Genomic DNA, 17,100 nt, shown 5'->3' on the forward strand with positions numbered 1-17,100 from the left:
CTCACGCCTGTCTGAGAGACGCTGACCCGACGCAATCAAGTCGGGACCGGCTCCGACGCCAGGACGCGCAACGCCTATCCGGCGATCCGCGCCAGCACCGCCGGGCGGCCCAAAGGCGCCGTGCCCATCCGGTAGGCCGCCCGCAGCGCCGCCTCGGCCCGGTCGGCGGCCGATTCGTCGGCCGCGTGGACCACGCCGAGCAGGCCGTCCGAATTGCCGGGGCGGGCGAGATGCGAAAAACCGACGCGGCCGTCGATGCCGTCCTGGGGGCGGGTCCGGCCGCCGCTGAGGCCGATCACCGCGAGGCCGATGGCGCGGGTGGCGACCGACTCGACCGTACCGGGTTCCCGAACTTCGCGGACGATCGGCGCGGAAACCAGATGTTTTGCCGGCTGATCGATGAGGTCGGAGGGGCCGCCCAGCGCTGAGACCATGCGGGCGAAGGTCTCCGCCCCGTCTCCGTTCGCCAAGGCGGCATCGAGGCGCTGCGACGCCTCGGCACAAGCCTTCTCCAAGCCTTGGCCGGCCGGGACCAGCCCGCCGGCCACCAGCATCTCGGCCCCGAGCGCCAGGGTGACGGCGTGGAAACGCGGCTCCCGGCGGCGTCCGGTAAGGTAGTCGATCGCGTAGGCGACCTCGATCCCGTTGCCGGCAACGGACGCCAGGGGCGCGTCCATGTCGGTGACGAGGGCCACCGTGCGCAGGCCCGCGCCGCCGGCCACCGCCACGATGGATTCGGCGAGCGCCCGCGCCTCCGCCATCCCGGCCATGAAGGCGCCCGAGCCCTGCTTCACGTCCATCACCAGCCCGTCGAGCCCCGCCGCGAGTTTCTTGGCCAGGATCGAGGCGGTGATCAGGTCGAGGGATTCCACCGTGCCGGTCACGTCGCGGATCGCGTAGAGGCGCCTGTCGGCCGGCGCGAGGTCGTCCGTCTGGCCGATGATGGCGCAGCCGACCCGTTGCACCACCTCGCGAAACCGGCCGAGGCCGGGGGTCGCGTCGTAGCCGGGGATGCTGGCGAGCTTGTCGAGCGTGCCCCCGGTATGGCCCAGCCCGCGGCCCGAGATCATCGGCACGTAGCCGCCGCAGGCCGCCACCATCGGCGCGAGGACGAGGCTCACGGCGTCGCCGATCCCGCCGGTGGAGTGCTTGTCGAGGACGGGGCCGGGCAGGTCCCAGTCGAGCACCGTGCCGGAGCCCGTCATCGCCCGCGTCAGGGCCACGCGCTCCGGCACCGAGAGCCCGCGCAGGAACACGGCCATGGCGAAGGCCGCCGCCTGTCCCTCGCCGACGCGGCCGTCCGTAAGCCCTTCCACGAACGCGGCAATCTCGTCCGCGTCGAGCACGCCGCCGTCGCGCTTGCGCCGGATGGTCTCCTGCGGGAGCCTCACGCGCGGGCCGCCATCAGCACCGGGAACAGGCTGCTCGCCCCGAGGCGGAAGGTGGCCGGTCCGACCCAGCCGGGCCCCATGATCCGGTCGGCCAGCGCCAGGTAGGCGGCCGCATCCGCGAGCGTGCGCAGGCCGCCCGAGACCTTGAGGCCCCCGCGCCCGGCCGCCGAGATCGTCTCCAGCATCACCGCTGCGGCCTCCGGCGTGGCCGAGACCGGGCTCTTGCCCGTGGACGTCTTGACGAAGTCGGCCCCCGCCTCCAGCGCCAGCCGGCCGGCCGTGCGGATCGTCTCGGGATCGGCGAGTTCGCCGGTCTCCAGGATCACCTTGAGGCAGGTCTTAGGGCAGAGATCGCGCACGGCTTCGACCATGCCTCTGGCGGTCGCCGCATCGCCCCGCAGGAGGGCGCGGTAGGGCAGGACGAGGTCGATCTCGTGGGCGCCGTCGCGGATCGCCTCGCGGGTGTCGTCCAGCACCCGCTCCACGTCCTCGCCCCCCTGGGGGAAGTTGACCACCGTGGCGATGCGCACGGGCGTGCCCGCGAGCGCCCGCCCGCAATGCCCGACGAACTGGGGCCAGACGCAGACCGCCGCGACTTCGCCCGCGCGGGCGTCCCGGCAGAGGGCATCGATCCGCGAGGCGGTGCAGGCATCGCCCAGTTCCGTCAGGTCGAGGAGGGGCAGCGCTCGGGCCGCGAGGGCGGCAGGGTCGGGGATCGCGTCCGTCACGGGTGTCCTCCTGCGGGCAGGGCGGCGGCGAAGGCGTGGACCAGCCGGGCGAGGTCGCCGGCGGCTTGTCCCGCCACCGCCTTGGTCTCGGCGTGGTGGGGCGCCCCGTCCCCGATCCCGGCGGCGCGGTTCGTCACCACGGAGAGCGCGGCCACGCGCAGGCCGAGGAAGCGGGCGAGGATGACTTCCGGCACCGTCGACATCCCGACGAGGTCGGCCCCGAGGCGGCCGGCCATCCGCACCTCCGCAGGCGTCTCGAAGCTCGGGCCGGAGAACCAGGCGTAGACGCCCTCGTGCAGCGTGATCCCGCAGGTGCCGGCCGCGACCCTGAGCCGGCTTCGCAATTCGGGATCGTAGGCCCCGGTCATCGGCACGAAGCGGGCGTCCGACGCCTCGCCGACCAGCGGGTTCATGCCGGAGAGGTTGATGTGGTCTGACAGCATCACGAGGCCGCCGGGGCCTGCATGCGGCATCAGCGAGCCGGAGGCGTTGGTGAGCAGCAGCGTCTGCGCACCCAGGGCCTGCGCGGTCGCGAGGGGGACGCGCATGGCGCCCGCGTCCCCCCGCTCGTAGGCGTGGGCACGGCCCTCGAAGACCAGCACGGAGCGGCCCGCGATCCACCCGCGATGCAGGCTCCCGCCATGCCCGCTGACGCCGGGCTCGGGGAAGCCGGGGATGTCCGCGTAGGCCAGGGTGACCGGTGCTTCCAGGCCGGCCTTGATGCCGCCGAGGCCGGTTCCCGTGACGATGGCGCAGGCGTGCGGCCCACCGAACCCCGCCTGCCGCAAAGTGGCGGCGGCCCGTTCCGCGGCCGGCTCAGCCACGCAGCGTCTCCGGGCCGAAGGAGGCCGGCAGCAGGTCCTCCAGGGTGAAGCTGCGGCCCACGCCCGCCGGGCCCGCCGCGTGGACCGGCGTGTCGGAGGCGGCGAATTCCCGGATGCGCTGGCGGCAGGCCCCGCAGGGGGTGACGAGGCCCGCGCCGTCGCCGAGCACCAGCATCGCCCGGATGTGCCGGCCGCCGGCCGCGATCATCGCCGCGATCGCCCCGGCCTCGGCGCAGGTGCCCACCGGATAGGCCGCGTTCTCGACGTTGCAGCCGGCGTGGATCGCACCCGTCTCGTCGCGGAGCGCGGCACCGACGGCAAAGCGCGAGTAGGGGGCATAGGCCCGGGCCCGTGCCGTCCGGGCCGCCTCGAACAGGGCCGCGACGTCAGGGTTTTCGGTGTCCGTGTCGCGCGCCTGCATCGCCGATCTTTGGCACCGCCCCCGCCGGCCTGTCGAGGGGTTGGAGTCCGATCAGCGTGTGGCGGTGCTGCCGCCGGCAAGCATCGCGACCGCACGGCGCAGGGTGGCCTCGTCGCCCGAGCCGCTGAGGGCGTAGGACGAGCCGCCGGCCGTCCAGTAGATGGTGGTGTCCTCGCCCGAGCCGGCGATCTCGTTGGGCTGTCCGATCGAACGGCGATGGGTGGCAAAGAGCGAGACCTCGCCGAACGGCCCTGCGGCCACGGCCACCTCGATCCCGGTGCCGTGCCGGGCGGGGAACACCTGTACGTCCCGCACGCTCCAGCCCTCGGGCATGGCCGGCAGGCCGATGCCGGTGGCCGCCTCGATCTCGGCACGGTCGTAGGCGCCGCCCCGCTGCGAGGCGATCCGGGCGCGCAGCCGCACGACCTGGCGGGCCTGCTGGGCATCCTCCACCAGGGTCGGGTCCACGGTGGCGGCGAAGGTGCCGGGCACGCCGAACTGGCCGATCTCGTCGTGCGCTAGCCAGCCGGCGCCGACCAGGACGGCGATCGCCGCCGCCCGCTTCAGGCGCGCGGAGACGCGGCGCCAGCGCAGGGAGCGGTCGAGGCGCCGGGCCGCGTTCAGGTTCCGCTCCGGGCCGGGGGTCGGGGCGCGGGCGAAGGATTCGCGCAGCGCGTCGCGATCGTGCATCTCGGCCATCACCTGGGCCGCCACCGTGGGATGGCGCGCGAGGTGGGCTTCCACGTCGAGGCGCCGCATCACGTCGAGCTGTCCGTCGACGAAGGCGATGAGATCGCTGTCTGTGATCGGGTCGATCATCGCGCCAAATCCTGCCGTCCAAAAAATCCTGTGGTCTCTGCGTCGTCCTCGTGCGGCCGGCCCGACGCCGGGGCCCTATGGATCGTCAGGGGCCGCCGCCGGCCCGCCTGGGAAAGGGTATGGAATCCGGTCCCTCCGCGTGCCCGTCGCGGGACACCAGCCGGAGGTGCCCGCGCTCGGGGGCGCGGGCGGGCGGTTCCGCATCGGACTTGCCGGGGGTGCCGTCCTCGAACGCCCGCAGGGCTGCGCGCCCGCGCCCGAGGCGCGACATCAGCGTGCCGATCGGGATGCCGAGCACTGCCGCCGCATCCGCGTAGGCCATCCCTTCGAGGGTCACGAGATGGAGGGCGGCCCGCTGCTCCTCGGGGAGCCTGAGGAAGGCCTGTCGGATCTGGGCGAGGCGCACCTGTCCTTCCTGCGCCGGCAGGGCCACCTCCTCGTTGAGCTGCACCAGCACGTCGGCGTGGCGCGCCTCCACCTGCTTGCGGCGCTGGTCGTCGATGAAGACGTTGTGCAGGACCGTCATCATCCAGGTCCGCAGGTTCGTGTTCGGCCGCAGGCCGTTCTTGGCCTCCAGGGCGCGCACCAGGGTGTCGTGCACGAGGTCGTCCGCCCGCAGAGCGTCGCGGGTGAGGGAACGGGCGTAGCGCCGCAGCGGCACCAGCAGGTCGACGATGTCGGGGTTCTTCGTCTTGTCGGCGCTCATCTCCTGTCAACGCGTGGACAGCCGGGAATAATCCGCGCGCCGCACACTTAAAGCGTCCGGCCCGCCGGATCGTGGGCCGGGATGCTACCAGCGGTAGGTCAAAGTCCCGAACACGGAGCGCCGGAAGCCCTCGAAGACGTAGCCCGTGTAGAAGCCCGACGTGAAGTAGCGCTGGTCGAACAGGTTGGTGGCGTTCACCGACAGCACGGCGCCCTTCCAGGCCGGGTCGAGCCGGGCGAGGTCGTAGCTCACCGAGGCGTCCACGAGGGCGTAGCCGGGGATGTGGTCGACGTTGGTCGCGTCCGTGCGCGCGCCGACGTAGCGCACGCCCGCCCCCGCGCGCAGGCCGCCTAAAGGCGAGGCGAACGGGAACGCGTAGTCGGCAAACAGGGAGACGGTGTTGGTGGGCGCGTTGGCGAGCCGATTGCCGATGAGGGTCGGGTCGGACTGGTTCTTCGTTACCTTGGTGTCGAGATGCGCGAAACCGAAGACGAGGTTGAAGCCCTCGAACAGGTTGGCCTTGCCCTCGAGTTCGAAGCCCTTGGCCACCGCCTCGCCGGTCTGGATGAAGAAGCCGGGATTGAGCGGGTCGGCCAGCGGGATATTGGTCTGCGTGATCTCGAAATACGAGGCGGTGTAGAGGGCGTTGCTGCCGGGGGGCTGCCACTTCACGCCGCCCTCGACCTGCGACGCCTCGCGGGGGCTGAGCGCCGTGCCGTCGGCCCGCTGTCCGGCGATCTGCGGGTTGAACGAGGTCGAGTACGAGGCGTAGGGCACGATGCCGTAGGCGAACTCGTAGCCCAGCGCCGCGCGGTAGCTGAGCGCCGAGAAGCTCTGCTGGTCCACCGTCGTCCGGTTCAGGGTCGCGACGGGAAGGTTCGGAAAATTGAAGACGCTGGTGATCCGCTGGTCGACCCAGTCGTTGCGCACGCTCCCGGTGAGGATGAAGCCGTTCCACTTCATCTGGTCCTGGAAATAGGCGCCCGTCTGCTGCTGCGTCGCGCGGGCGGAAAAATTCGTCCGCTGCGGGAAGGCGATGGCCAGGTTGTAGGTCGGGTCGTAGAGGTCGATCGACCGGTTGGCGACGGCCAGCGGATAGCCGTTCGGGTAGGTCCGCGCGTCGCGGCGGTAGTAGTTCTGGAAGTCGACGCCGAAGACGACGTTGTGCTGGACGCCCAGGGTGTCGAACTGACCCTCGACATGGTTGTCGGCGAGCAGGCCCTGGCTCGACTGGTCGCGCAGATACGGGGTGACGGAGACCGCGAGGAAGCTCGCGGGCGTCGCGGCAGGCGACGCGCCGACGGCCTGATACTTCGACGTGGTCTCGTAGGCGCGGAAGGCCGAGTGGAACAGCCATCCGGGCGCGAAGGTGTGGTCGAGGATGTAGCCGATCTCCTTGTTCTCCAGGAGACCGGTGTTGAAGTTCGGCTGTCCGACGAAGACGTCGCGCTGGTAGAAGCCCCGGGTGCTCGGGATGATCGAGCCGACGATGGGCAGGCTCTGCTCGGAGCCGCCGCCGCGGTACTCGGCGTATTTCGCGAGCACCGTGAGGGAGGTGTCGGAATCCGGGCGCCAGGTGACTGCCGGGGCGATGAAGGTCCGGTCGTCCGGGGTGTACTTCACCTGGCTGTCGGCGCTGCGCACGAGGCCGGTGATGCGGTAGGCGAACTGGGGCGCTCCCTCGACCGGACCGGACAGGTCGAAGCCGGCCTGGATGCGGTTGCGGTTGCCGCCCTGGAGGAAGACCTCGTTGAACGGCGTGAAGGTCGGGCGCTTGGAGGCGAGGTTGACGATGCCGCCGGGCTGGCCCGCGCCGTAGAGCACCGAGATCGGCCCCTTGATCACGTCGATGCGCTCGTAGCCGTAGGGCTCGACGTTCTGGTCGAACGAGTTGAAGCCGTACCGCAGGCCGTCCTCGTAGACGTTGTCGAAGTTGTTGGCGTTGAAGCCGCGCAGCGTGAAGGTCGGGCCGCCCTGGCCGCCCGGATAATCCACCGCCTGGACGTTGGGGGTGTAGGCCACCGCCGTGTTGAGGTCCTGCACGCCGCGGACGTCGAGTTCCTCGCGGGTGATGACGCTGACGGTCGCCGGGGTCTCCAGGATGGAATCGTTGCCCTTCATGCCCGCGGTCGAGCGGGTCGCGACGAATCCGGTGGTGCCGAAGGTCGGCGCCTGCGCCTCCACCGAGAGTTCGTCGAGGGTGACGGAGCCTGCCGCCGCGGCCCCCACCGGGGTCGGGGTGTTCGAAGCATTCGGCGGCTTGGACGCCTGCGCCCAGGCGGACCCGAGCCCGGCGAGGAGCGCCGCCCCGGCGATCCCGGCCGTCAGGCCGGCACGCAGGCTGCGGGCGCCGTGATGCGCGCTGATCGATCGTGCCATGCCGGATGAGCCCCCCGCGTAAGGTCTGCGCCATCCATCGTCCGGACGGCGTGCCCCTCAGTTCTTCGCAGGTCTAGGCAAGTCGGTTCGCCGTGCAATCGGCATAGTTTGGACCGGTTCCAGACATTATCTAGAGCTGTTCCAAACCGTGCCTCTGGAGTTTTCTCAAGGACTTGAGCGGCAAGCCTTTCTGGTTCGCGGGAGCTTCAGAACCCGGAGAGGCTCCGCGGCGGCAGGCTGGAATCTTGGCTGCGGAAAGTGCTGATTCTGCAACATCTCCGGCCTGCCGCCGCGTCGCCTTCACTGATAGGCTTGCTGAAGGTCGAGGGTGCAGTCCCGCCCGATTTTTTCGTAGTTTTCGGCGAGCCAGGTTTGGGCGGCACTGCGGCCCTTGTCGCGCAGACGCAGGAAGACCTTCCAGCGGGCATCGAGCTTGGAGGCCGCGTTGTATTCCTCCAGGGCGTCCGTACCGTCGATGCGGTGGACCAGTACCCGCTGGTAGGCCCCCTGGCCGAGGACGCCCTCCTCGATCAGCCCGTCCACGTAGTCGATGGCGCGCAGTTCCCGCATCAGGTTGGCGTTGAAGGTGATCTCGTTGAGGCGGTCGCGGATCTCGGCCTCCGTCCGCGGGGTCTCCCGCCGCTCGACCGGGTTGATCTGCACCAGAAGGATGTCGTCGGTCTGTGCGCCCCGGTGCAGGGGGTAGAGGGGCGGGTTGCCGAGGTAGCCGCCGTCCCAATAGGGCACGCCGTCGATCTCCACCGCCTGGAACACGGTGGGCAGGCAGGCCGAGGCCATCAGGTGGTCCACCGTCAGGCGCTCGCGCTCGAACACCGCGAGCTTGCCGGTCCAGACGTTGGTGGCCGAGACGAAGACGCCGGCCGTGTCGGCCTCGCGCAGGCCCTCGAAGTCGATCTGGGCGGCGAGCGCCTTGCGCAGGGGGTTGATGTTGAGGGGATTGGAAACGTAGGGGCTCGGCGTCAGCGCCTTCATCCAGAATTCGGCGACCGGGTTGCCCTTCCAGAACCCGAGCAGGCTGCCGACGAGGCTGCGCTGGGCCGGGCCCATGTCCCCGTCGAGGCTGACCTCGCGCCAGAACCGCTCCAGCCCCTCGCGGGCGCCGTCAGGGCCGCCCTTCAGCCATCCGTCGATCATCACGACGCCGTTCATGGCGCCCGCGCTCGCGCCGGTCACCGCCTCGAAGCCGAGGCGCCCGTCCTCGATCAGGGCGTCGAGGACGCCCCAGGTGAAGGCGCCGTGCGCGCCCCCGCCCTGGAGCGCGAGCGCCACGGTCTTCTCGGCTCCGGGGCCGGCCATGATGTTGAGGGGCGGACGGGCGGAGGGCCGGTCCTCGATGCCGTCGTTGACGGGCACGCCTTCCGGGACGGCGGTCAAGGGGTTCTCGGGTTCGGGACCGTGGCTGGCGTCTGTCATCATGGCTTCCAGATGGGATGGTGCAGTGCAGCAGCAACGCGCGTGCCGCCCTTGCGCCCCATGCCCGGTGCGAAAAAGCACGCCGGCCCTTCGCGCCATCCGGGCGGCCCGCCGCGCGCGGGCGCCGGTCCGGCTGCCTTCCGTGCAGTGCGGGAGAGGGTAAAACTCGACATTGCAGCGCGGATGCGACATGACACGCGCGGCGCCGGCATGCGCCGGAATCGGCTTGACGCTCGCGCGTCTCGTTCGCACCTCATCGCGATCCCGGGTCACGGCAATCGCTGATCAAGGGTTGCGCGCGTATCGTCCACGCGAGCCGAATCATGCGAGTCGGCCGTCGAGGCCGGGCCGTGTAAGGCGCCCGCTCGGCGGCGGGCGACAAGCGGCCGTACGCGAAGGTCTACGATGGAAGCCATGGAAGCCGTCCGTTCCGACAACCCGATCGCCGGCACCGGCCCCGAGATCGCAGGTCCGGCCCCCCGTCACCGCACGGTCGGCGTGCGCGTCGGCGAGGGCGAGGGCGCGGTGATCGTCGGCGGGGGCGCCCCCATCGTCGTCCAGTCGATGACCAACACCGACACGGCCGACATCGACGCCACGGTGGCCCAGGTGGCCCAGCTCGCCCGCGCGGGTTCGGAGCTGGTGCGCATCACCGTCGACCGGGAGGAGGCCGCCGCCGCCGTGCCGAAGGTGCGCGAGCGCCTCGACCGCATCGGCTGCCACGTGCCGCTGGTCGGCGACTTCCACTACATCGGCCACAAGCTCCTGTCCGACCATCCGGCCTGCGCCGAGGCCCTGGCCAAGTACCGGATCAACCCCGGCAACGTCGGCTTCAAGGAGAAGAAGGACGTCCAGTTCTCGACCATCATCGAGCAGGCGATCCGCTACGGGAAGACCGTGCGCATCGGCGCGAACTGGGGTTCGCTGGACGAGGCGCTGCTCACGCACCTGATGGACGAGAACGCCAAGCTCCCCCGGCCGATCGACGCCCGCGCGGTCATGCGCGAGGCGATGGTGCGCTCGGCGCTCAGCTCCGCCGACCGCGCCGTGGAACTCGGACTGCCGAAGGACCGCATCGTCCTGTCGGCCAAGGTCTCGGCGGTGCAGGACCTGATCGCGGTCTTCCGCGAGGTCGCCCGCCGCTCGGATTACGCGATCCACCTCGGGCTGACCGAGGCCGGCATGGGCTCGAAGGGGCTGGTCGCGGCGTCGGCCGCCATCGGCGTGCTGCTGCAGGAGGGGATCGGCGACACGATCCGCTACTCGCTGACGCCCGAGCCCGGCGGCGACCGGACCGTCGAGGTGAAGGCCAGCCAGGAACTGCTCCAGACCATGGGGTTCCGCACCTTCGTGCCGATGGTCGCCGCCTGCCCCGGCTGCGGGCGCACCACCTCGACCACGTTCCAGGAACTCGCCCGCGACATCCAGAACTGGATCGTCACCTCCATGCCGGAGTGGAAGAAGACCTATCCGGGCGTCGAGGGCCTGAACGTCGCGGTGATGGGCTGCATCGTCAACGGCCCCGGCGAGTCGAAGCACGCCGACATCGGCATCTCGCTGCCCGGTACCGGCGAGACCCCGACCGCCCCGGTCTTCATCGACGGCAAGAAGGCGATGACCCTGCGCGGCGCGACGCTGGCCAAGGATTTCGAGACCGTCGTGATCGACTACATCGAGCGCCGCTTCGGCCAGGGCGCGCGGAACGCGGCCGAGTAAGCTCGCGGATCACACCGTCCGCGGCGAAGGCCGGCTCAGGCGTCGCCCTCCCCCCTCTGCGGAGGAAGGGACGCGTGCCGTAGACGTTTCACCGTCCGAGCCCGCTCCCCGACCGCCAGCCACCTCTGAGCCTGCGGCATGGCCGCCGCGCGTCCGGGCAGGGGCACGTCCGCAACGGGCGGCTGTTTCCGCCTGCGCGGCGGCGTGATAGCAGGGCATCGAAACCCGTGAGCGGCCGGCCCTTCCGCCGGGCACGCAGCCCGGCAGACTTTTCGCGTCCCATATCGCGCCTCCGGTGGGGCATCGACGCGCCACACCGCGAACCGCCGGGCAGGCCTGAGCCTCGATCACACCCGATGACCCAACCCGCGACACCGAGCGTCTCCGCCGCTCAGCCCGATCCCACGGGCGGACCCGCCGCGTCGGGGCCCGACGCCTCCGCGCCGCCGGCCGTCGCACCGGCCGGGGCCGTCGATCCCGTGGAGGGGCAGGCGCACGGGCATCCGGGCTTCTGGACGCTGGCGGTGGGCTCGGTCGGCGTGGTCTACGGCGACATCGGCACGAGCCCGCTCTACGCCTTCCGCGAGGCCCTGGTGCCGGCCCGCTACGACAACATCCTGCTGCCGGAGGAGGTGCTGGGCACCGCCTCGCTGATCCTCTGGGCGCTGTTCCTGATCGTCACGGTCAAGTACGTCGTCATCCTGCTGCGCCTGGACAACAACGGCGAGGGCGGCATCCTCTCGCTGATGGCGCTGGCGCGCAAGGCGCTCGGCGGCTCGCGCATCGTCTTCACCCTGGGCCTGCTCGGCGCCGCCCTGTTCTACGGCGACGCGGTGATCACGCCCGCCATCTCCGTGCTCTCGGCGGTGGAGGGCCTGAAACTCGTCACCCCCGCCTTCGAGAACTCGGTGCTGCCGATCACGGTGGCGATCATCGTCGCCCTGTTCCTGGTCCAGAGCCGGGGCACCAGCAAGGTCGCCGCCTTCTTCGGGCCGGTGATGGTGGTGTGGTTCCTGGCGCTGGCCGCCGCGGCCGTGCCCCACATCGTCCGCCGCCCGGAGGTCTTCCTGGCGATCAACCCGTGGTACGCGGTGCATTACCTGCTGGGCCATGGCAGCGGTGCCCTGGTGGCGCTCGGCGCCGTCTTCCTGGCCGTGACCGGGGCGGAGGCGCTGTTTGCCGACCTCGGGCATTTCGGGCGCCGGCCGATCCAGATCGCGTGGCTCGGCCTCGTCTTCCCGGCGCTGGCCATGAACTACCTCGGGCAGACCGCCCTGGTGCTGGAGAAGCCCGACACCAGCGACCCGTTCTTCCAGCTCGTGCCCGAATGGGGCCTGCTGCCGATGGTGGTGCTGGCCACGCTCGCCACCGTCACCGCGAGCCAGGCGGTGATCACCGGCGCCTTCTCCCTGTCGCGGCAGGCGATCCAGCTCGGCCTGCTGCCGCGCCTGGAGATCCGCCACACCTCCGAATCGCATTCGGGCCAGATCTTCCTGCCGCAGATCAACCTGCTGCTGCTGGTCGGCGTGGTGGTGCTGGCGGTGGTGTTCCGCACCTCCTCGTCGCTCGCCTCCGCCTACGGCATCGCCGTGACAGGCACGATGCTGCTCACCGCGAGCATGACCTTCCTGGTGGTCTGGCGTTCATGGAACTGGTCGCCGCTGGCGGCGGCGGCCGTGATCCTGCCCTTCATCGTGATCGAGTTCCTGTTCCTGCTCTCGAACCTGCTCAAGGTCTTCGAGGGCGGCTACGTGCCGCTGCTGCTCGCGGCCGTCCTGATCGTGCTGATGTGGACCTGGGTCCGGGGCGTCACGATCCTGTTCAACAAGACCCGCAAGACCGACGTGCCGATCCTCGAACTCGTCGGCATGCTGGAGAAGAGCCCGCCCCACCACGTGCGCGGCACCGCCGTGTTCCTGACGAGCGATCCCGAGATCGCGCCCGCCGCCCTCCTGCACAACCTCAAGCACAACAAGGTGCTGCACGAGAAGAACGTGATCCTCACTGTCGAGACGGTGGACACGCCCCGCTCCGTTGATGCCGACAAGATCCGCATCGAGCCGATCGGCCCGCACTTCTTCAAGGTGGTGATGAAGTTCGGCTACATGGAGACGCCCAACATCCCCAAGACCCTGACGCTGCTGCGCCGCCAGGGCTTCAAGTTCGACATCATGGCGACCTCGTTCTTCCTGTCGCGCCGCTCTATCCGCCCGGCGGCCCATTCGGGCATGCCGCTGTGGCAGGACCGGATCTTCATCACGCTCGCCAAGAACGCCAACGACGCCACCGACTTCTTCCAGATTCCCACGGGGCGGGTGGTGGAGGTGGGCACCCAGGTCACGGTGTGAGCGTCCGTTCGGCGTCGGAGGGGTCGCCGGCATCCCGAGTAACGGCCCGTTCACCATGAAACCGCCAGGGTGGCGGATCGTCAGCGCGGGCCAAGCGGCATGAACTCCTGTTTCCGGCGGGGCCTCGGCGCGGCCCTCGCCCTGCTCGCCTGCGGTGGGGCGGCCCCGGCGGCCGACCTGCTCCTGCGCGACCGGCCGGCCTTCGGCGATCCGCTGCCCGGCGGGTCCCTGCGCTACTTCCCCCGCAGCGACGGCAGCGAGCGCCTGGTCCGCCGCGGGCCGCCGCCGCCCCTGCCCGTGGGCTGCACCCCGCGGCAGGTGCCTGTGCCCACCGACGCCCCGGACGACCCGAGCTACGTCGGCTCGACCTACGGCCTGTCGAAGCCGAGCTATTACGGCCTGACCCCGCCGCCGGGGGTGGACGACCCCTACGGCCGCTCCCTGCTGCCGTATTGCCGCTGAGGGCGGGCGCGCCTCAGATCTCGTCGGCGGCCGGGCGCCAGAGGGCGGGCTCGGCCTCGCGCAGGGTCGCGCGGACCGGGACCGGGTTGATGCGGCTCTGGGCCAACTCGGCGAGTTCGGGAGCCTGGGCCGTGTCGTCGGCGGTGAGGAACAGGCCGCGGGCGCGGGCCAGGCGCCCGAGGTCGGCCCGACTGGTCCAGACGCTCTGGGCCGGGCTCGTCAGCAGGGCGAGCGCCAGGGGCGCCATCCACAGGGCCAGGACCGGGTCGCCGACATAGGCCAGCGCACCGGCGAGCAGCGCGCCGACCACCACCGCGTCGGCCTGGAGCCGGAACGCCTCCGACCAGGGCACGTGCCGGTCGTCGCGCACCTGGGTATCCCAGCGCACCACCCGGCCGACGAAGGTCGAGGACACGGCGCCCGCGGTGAACAGGGTCATCACCGGCCAGAGGAAGACCCAGACCAGCTGTTCCAGCGCCGCGCTCGCCAGCAGCGAGGCGGTGCCGCCGAAGGCCGCCCGGCGCTCGGCCGAGGCCAGCACGTGCCCGAGGCTGAGGACTTTGGGGAGCGCCAGCACCGTGACGGTGAGGATCGCCAGGGCATGGGCGGCGGGCGTGGTGCCGGTGAGCCCGTAGCCCAGCAGGCCGAGGTCGCCGGTCCGCGCCGCGAGCCAGGTGCCGAGGCCGAGATAGGCGATCCACAGGGGCAGCACGCAGTACGACAGGATGCCGACCAGGAGGTGCCAGCGGCTGGCCGCCCGCAGGCCCGGCCAGGGCAGCACCCGCATGTGCTGGAGGTTGCCCTGGCACCAGCGGCGCTCGCGCCCGAGGAGGTCGACGAGGTTCGTCGGCATCTCCTCCCAGGTGCCGCCCATCTCCGGCAGCAGGCGCACTTCCCAGCCGGCCCGGCGCAGCAGCCCGCCCTCGACGATGTCGTGGCAGAGGATCTCGCCGCCCAGCGGCGCCTTGCCGGTGAGCACGGGAAGCTGGGCGTAGTTCGCGAAGGCGGCGATGCGCAGGATCGCGTTGTGGCCCCAGTAGCTGCCGTCCGGCCCCTGCCAGGTCTCCAGGCAGCGCAGCGCCAGGGGCGCGTAGAGGCGCACGGCGAATTGCTGGATGCGGGCGAACAGGGTGTCGCGCCCGGCGGCGTACGAGACGGTCTGGATCAGGCCGACGCGGGGGCTCTCCTCCATCAGCCGGACGAGGCGGCGCATGGCGGCCCCGGTCATCAGGCTGTCGGCGTCGAGCACGATCATGAAGTCGTACTCGGACCCGTGGCTGCGGCAGAACTCGGCGATGTTGCCGGCCTTGCGCCCGGTATTCTCGGTGCGGCGGCGGTAGCGGATGCGCGGCGCCCCCGGCAGGGTGGCCCGCCACGCCTGGGCGCGCGCGAATTCGTGTTCCTCGACGGCCGCGATGGCGCCGTCGCGGGTATCCGACAGGACGAAGAGGTCGAGGTCCTCGCTGCCCTCGCGCGCCAGCGAGCGGGCCATGACGCGCAAGGCCGCAAACACCGCCACCGCGTCCTCGGCGTGGATCGCCACCACCGCGGCGGTGCGGCTGTGGCCGGTGGGGGCCGCGGGCACCGTCTCCGAGCGCCGCTCCAGGGCGGATTTCGCCCGCGCGCCGAGGCCTTCCGCGATCAGGCCGTAGAGGTACTGCCAGGCCACGAAGGACTGCCAGGCCATGACCAGGCAGAACAGGGCGAGCACCGTGCCGCCGAGCCAGCTTCCCGCCGCCGGATAGGCGAGGTTCGCCAGCCATGCGATCGCGGCGCCGGTGGCCAGCGACGGCACGGCCAGCGCCAGGCGGCGCCCGAACAGCGAGGCGCCCTTGCCCTCGGGCGCCCAAGCCTCGACATAGCGAGGCTCGATATGGTGGGCCCCGGCATCGACCGTCCGGGTGTCGTGCGACAGCGGTGTGAGGGACATGGGGCGCGTGAGACTCGATCGTGAAGGGGCACCGCCCCGCCGTCACGGGCGGATCGGTCGCCGATGAGCGGGGACACCGATGAGCGGGGCGACAGGCAGGGGCCGGCCCGGCAGGATGACCTGCCCGAGCCCGGCGGTGACGCGTCCCCCTCCCGTCGCCGCGTCCTTCGGACGGCCTTGACCGCGGCTGCCGGCACTGTCCTGTCTAATGCGATCGACCTGAATACCGCCAGAACGAAGGCGCAGGAGGGGAACAGCCCCTCTGCTGGCCCCGCGATGACCTTCGAGGGCGTCGTGGCGCAGGCCGAGCGCCTCGCCGCCGCCCCCTATGCCGGGCCGCCCGAGGACCTGCCGGCTCCGCTGGCCGCCCTGACCTACGACGGCTACCGCAGCATCGTGTTCAAGCCGGCCGAGAGCCTGCATCTCGGCCCCCGTTTCAGCGCGCAGCTCTTCCACCGGGGCTTCCTGCAGCGCAAGCGCGTGGCCCTGTTCGTCCAGCCGCGCTCCGGCCCGCCGCGGCCGGTGGCCTACGAGACCCGGCTGTTCGACCTCGGCCGCAAGCTGGAGGGCCAGAGCTTCCCGCCCGAGCTGGGCTTTGCCGGGTTTCGCCTGCACTACGCTTTCGAGGACACGCCGAAATGGCGCCCGCCGGGCTTCCAGGAGGAGTTCCTGGTGTTCCTCGGCGCCTCCTATTTCCGCCTGCGCGCGGCCGGCCAGGAATACGGCCTCTCGGCCCGCGGCCTCGCAATCGGCACCGGCCTGCCCTCGGGGGAGGAATTCCCGGACTTCACCGCCCACTGGCTCTGCGAGCCGCAGGAGCAGGCCCGCAGCCTCACCGTGCTCTCGCTGCTGGACAGCCCGAGCGTGGCCGGGGCCTACCGCTTCGAGATCGCGCCCGGCGAGCCCGCGCGGATCACCGTCACGGCCTCGCTGCATCCGCGGAAGGCGATCGAACGCCTGGGGCTCGCACCGCTGACCAGCATGTTCCTGATCGGCCAGAACGGGCCGGGCGCGCGCAACGCCCAACCCTTCGACGACTTCCGGCCCCAGGTGCACGATTCGGACGGGCTGGTGGTGCGCACCCCGGAGGACCGGCTCTGGCGGCCCCTGGTCAACGGGCGCCCGGCGCCGCAGGTCTCGGCCTTCGCGGCACACCCGCTCACCGGCTTCGGGCTGATGCAGCGGGAGCGGACGTTTGCCGCCTACCTCGACGTAGAGGCCCGGCACGAGGCCCGGCCGGGCCTGTGGGTCGAGCCGGTCCAGCCTGCGCGGCCCGAGATGGTGGCAGCGGGCGCCTCACCGCAAGCGGACGGCCCGTTCGGGGCGGGCGCGGTGCAGCTCTTCGAGATCCCCTCGCGCGAGGAGTACATGGACAACGTCGTGGCGGCCTTCGTACCCGCCGCCCCGGTGGAGGCCGGCCGGCCCCTCAGGCTCGCCTACCGCCTGACCACGGTGGGGGCCGAGCCCGTGCCCGTGCTGCCCGGCGACCTCGCCCGCGTGGTCTCCACCCGCGTCGGCTCGGCCGAGCGCCTGCGCCCCACCGAGCCGCCGAGCCCGCAGCGGCGCCTCTACGCCATCGACTTCGAGGGTCCGGGCCTGCCCAAGGACCACGACGCGTCGATCACGGCCGTGGTCTCGGCCAGCGCCGGCACCCTGATCGAGCCCGTGGCCGCCCCGGTGCCGCAGACCGGGGGCTGGCGCATCTACGTGGAGTGGCGCCCGCCCGCGCCGATGCCGCCGGGCGACGTGGTCCTGCGCGCCCACCTCGCAAAGGGTGACGAGCGGATCAGCGAGACCTGGGACGCGGTGGCCTGACCGGGCCGTCGTCCAGCAGGGACGCGGCCGGGTGGAGGAACACCCGGCCGAGGGTTTTGGCGAGAACCGTGTGGTCGGGATGAGCCACCCGTCCCCCTCCCCCCTCTGCGGGAGAGGGTGGCCCTCG

13 protein-coding genes are annotated in these 17,100 nt (G+C 71.6%); 4 read left to right on the plus strand and 9 right to left on the minus strand.

The window, feature by feature from the left end; genetic code table 11:
• Nucleotides 1-74: 74 nt before the first annotated feature.
• From deoA to COGEMETH_RS11530, 8 genes are all read right to left on the minus strand, one after another.
• Complete coding sequence (gene deoA / locus COGEMETH_RS11495; RefSeq protein WP_238182698.1) at nucleotides 75-1,391, minus strand: thymidine phosphorylase; 1,317 nt, start codon at nucleotides 1,389-1,391, stop codon at nucleotides 75-77.
• The gene (deoC, locus tag COGEMETH_RS11500) at nucleotides 1,388-2,119 is read right to left on the minus strand and encodes a deoxyribose-phosphate aldolase (RefSeq protein WP_238182699.1); all 732 of its coding nucleotides are present in this window, start codon (nucleotides 2,117-2,119) and stop codon (nucleotides 1,388-1,390) included. Before deoC ends, deoA begins: the two co-directional genes overlap by 4 nt.
• Nucleotides 2,116-2,943, minus strand: coding sequence for a purine-nucleoside phosphorylase (locus COGEMETH_RS11505; RefSeq protein ID WP_238182700.1), 828 nt, complete (start codon nucleotides 2,941-2,943; stop codon nucleotides 2,116-2,118). Before COGEMETH_RS11505 ends, deoC begins: the two co-directional genes overlap by 4 nt.
• Nucleotides 2,936-3,364, minus strand: coding sequence for a cytidine deaminase (cdd, locus tag COGEMETH_RS11510; RefSeq protein WP_238182701.1), 429 nt, complete (start codon nucleotides 3,362-3,364; stop codon nucleotides 2,936-2,938). The genes COGEMETH_RS11505 and cdd overlap by 8 nt, the downstream gene beginning before the upstream one ends.
• 51 nt (nucleotides 3,365-3,415) lie before the next feature.
• Entirely contained in the window at nucleotides 3,416-4,183 is a 768-nt protein-coding gene (locus COGEMETH_RS11515) for an anti-sigma factor (protein WP_238182702.1), read from the minus strand.
• Nucleotides 4,184-4,268: 85 nt separating this feature from the next.
• Nucleotides 4,269-4,889 carry a sigma-70 family RNA polymerase sigma factor gene (locus COGEMETH_RS11520; RefSeq protein WP_238182703.1) on the minus strand — a complete coding sequence of 207 codons (621 nt, stop codon included), beginning with the start codon at nucleotides 4,887-4,889 and terminating at the stop codon, nucleotides 4,269-4,271.
• Between the two features lie 84 nt (nucleotides 4,890-4,973).
• A complete protein-coding gene (locus COGEMETH_RS11525) occupies nucleotides 4,974-7,268 on the minus strand; it encodes a TonB-dependent siderophore receptor (RefSeq protein WP_238182704.1) in 2,295 nt (764 codons plus the stop codon).
• 300 nt (nucleotides 7,269-7,568) lie between these two features.
• On the minus strand, nucleotides 7,569-8,702 hold the full coding sequence (locus COGEMETH_RS11530) for a patatin-like phospholipase family protein (protein ID WP_238182705.1): 1,134 nt from the start codon (nucleotides 8,700-8,702) through the stop codon (nucleotides 7,569-7,571).
• 405 nt (nucleotides 8,703-9,107) lie between these two features.
• Here COGEMETH_RS11530 and ispG point away from each other — a divergent pair, with 405 nt between their 5' ends.
• From ispG to COGEMETH_RS11545, 3 genes are all read left to right on the plus strand, one after another.
• The gene (ispG, locus tag COGEMETH_RS11535; protein WP_238182706.1) at nucleotides 9,108-10,418 is read left to right on the plus strand and encodes a flavodoxin-dependent (E)-4-hydroxy-3-methylbut-2-enyl-diphosphate synthase; all 1,311 of its coding nucleotides are present in this window, start codon (nucleotides 9,108-9,110) and stop codon (nucleotides 10,416-10,418) included.
• A 356-nt stretch (nucleotides 10,419-10,774) separates the two neighbouring features.
• Nucleotides 10,775-12,766 carry a potassium transporter Kup gene (locus COGEMETH_RS11540; protein WP_238182707.1) on the plus strand — a complete coding sequence of 664 codons (1,992 nt, stop codon included), beginning with the start codon at nucleotides 10,775-10,777 and terminating at the stop codon, nucleotides 12,764-12,766.
• Between the two features lie 99 nt (nucleotides 12,767-12,865).
• Entirely contained in the window at nucleotides 12,866-13,228 is a 363-nt protein-coding gene (locus tag COGEMETH_RS11545) for a hypothetical protein (RefSeq protein WP_238182708.1), read from the plus strand.
• Between the two features lie 13 nt (nucleotides 13,229-13,241).
• Here the strand turns inward: COGEMETH_RS11545 and mdoH are convergent, their stop codons facing one another.
• Entirely contained in the window at nucleotides 13,242-15,158 is a 1,917-nt protein-coding gene (mdoH, locus tag COGEMETH_RS11550; protein ID WP_238182709.1) for a glucans biosynthesis glucosyltransferase MdoH, read from the minus strand.
• A 276-nt stretch (nucleotides 15,159-15,434) separates the two neighbouring features.
• On the opposite strand from mdoH, the gene COGEMETH_RS11555 reads away from it, so the two are divergent.
• Nucleotides 15,435-16,973 (plus strand): OpgD/OpgG family glucan biosynthesis protein, encoded by a 1,539-nt coding sequence (locus COGEMETH_RS11555; protein WP_238182710.1) that lies wholly within the window; start codon nucleotides 15,435-15,437, stop codon nucleotides 16,971-16,973.
• The last annotated feature ends 127 nt before the right edge of the window (nucleotides 16,974-17,100 follow it).

This window comes from Methylobacterium trifolii, assembly GCF_022179685.1.
Lineage (GTDB): Bacteria > Pseudomonadota > Alphaproteobacteria > Rhizobiales > Beijerinckiaceae > Methylobacterium > Methylobacterium trifolii.

Coding starts and splice junctions, on each gene's coding strand:
- cdd (WP_238182701.1), bottom strand. CDS start 3,364: ATGCAGGCGCGCGACACGGACACCGAAAACCCTGACGTCGCGGCCCTG.
- COGEMETH_RS11515 (WP_238182702.1), bottom strand. CDS start 4,183: ATGATCGACCCGATCACAGACAGCGATCTCATCGCCTTCGTCGACGGA.
- COGEMETH_RS11520 (WP_238182703.1), bottom strand. CDS start 4,889: ATGAGCGCCGACAAGACGAAGAACCCCGACATCGTCGACCTGCTGGTG.
- COGEMETH_RS11525 (WP_238182704.1), bottom strand. CDS start 7,268: ATGGCACGATCGATCAGCGCGCATCACGGCGCCCGCAGCCTGCGTGCC.
- COGEMETH_RS11530 (WP_238182705.1), bottom strand. CDS start 8,702: ATGACAGACGCCAGCCACGGTCCCGAACCCGAGAACCCCTTGACCGCC.
- ispG (WP_238182706.1), top strand. CDS start 9,108: ATGGAAGCCATGGAAGCCGTCCGTTCCGACAACCCGATCGCCGGCACC.
- COGEMETH_RS11540 (WP_238182707.1), top strand. CDS start 10,775: ATGACCCAACCCGCGACACCGAGCGTCTCCGCCGCTCAGCCCGATCCC.
- COGEMETH_RS11545 (WP_238182708.1), top strand. CDS start 12,866: ATGAACTCCTGTTTCCGGCGGGGCCTCGGCGCGGCCCTCGCCCTGCTC.
- mdoH (WP_238182709.1), bottom strand. CDS start 15,158: ATGTCCCTCACACCGCTGTCGCACGACACCCGGACGGTCGATGCCGGG.
- COGEMETH_RS11555 (WP_238182710.1), top strand. CDS start 15,435: ATGACCTTCGAGGGCGTCGTGGCGCAGGCCGAGCGCCTCGCCGCCGCC.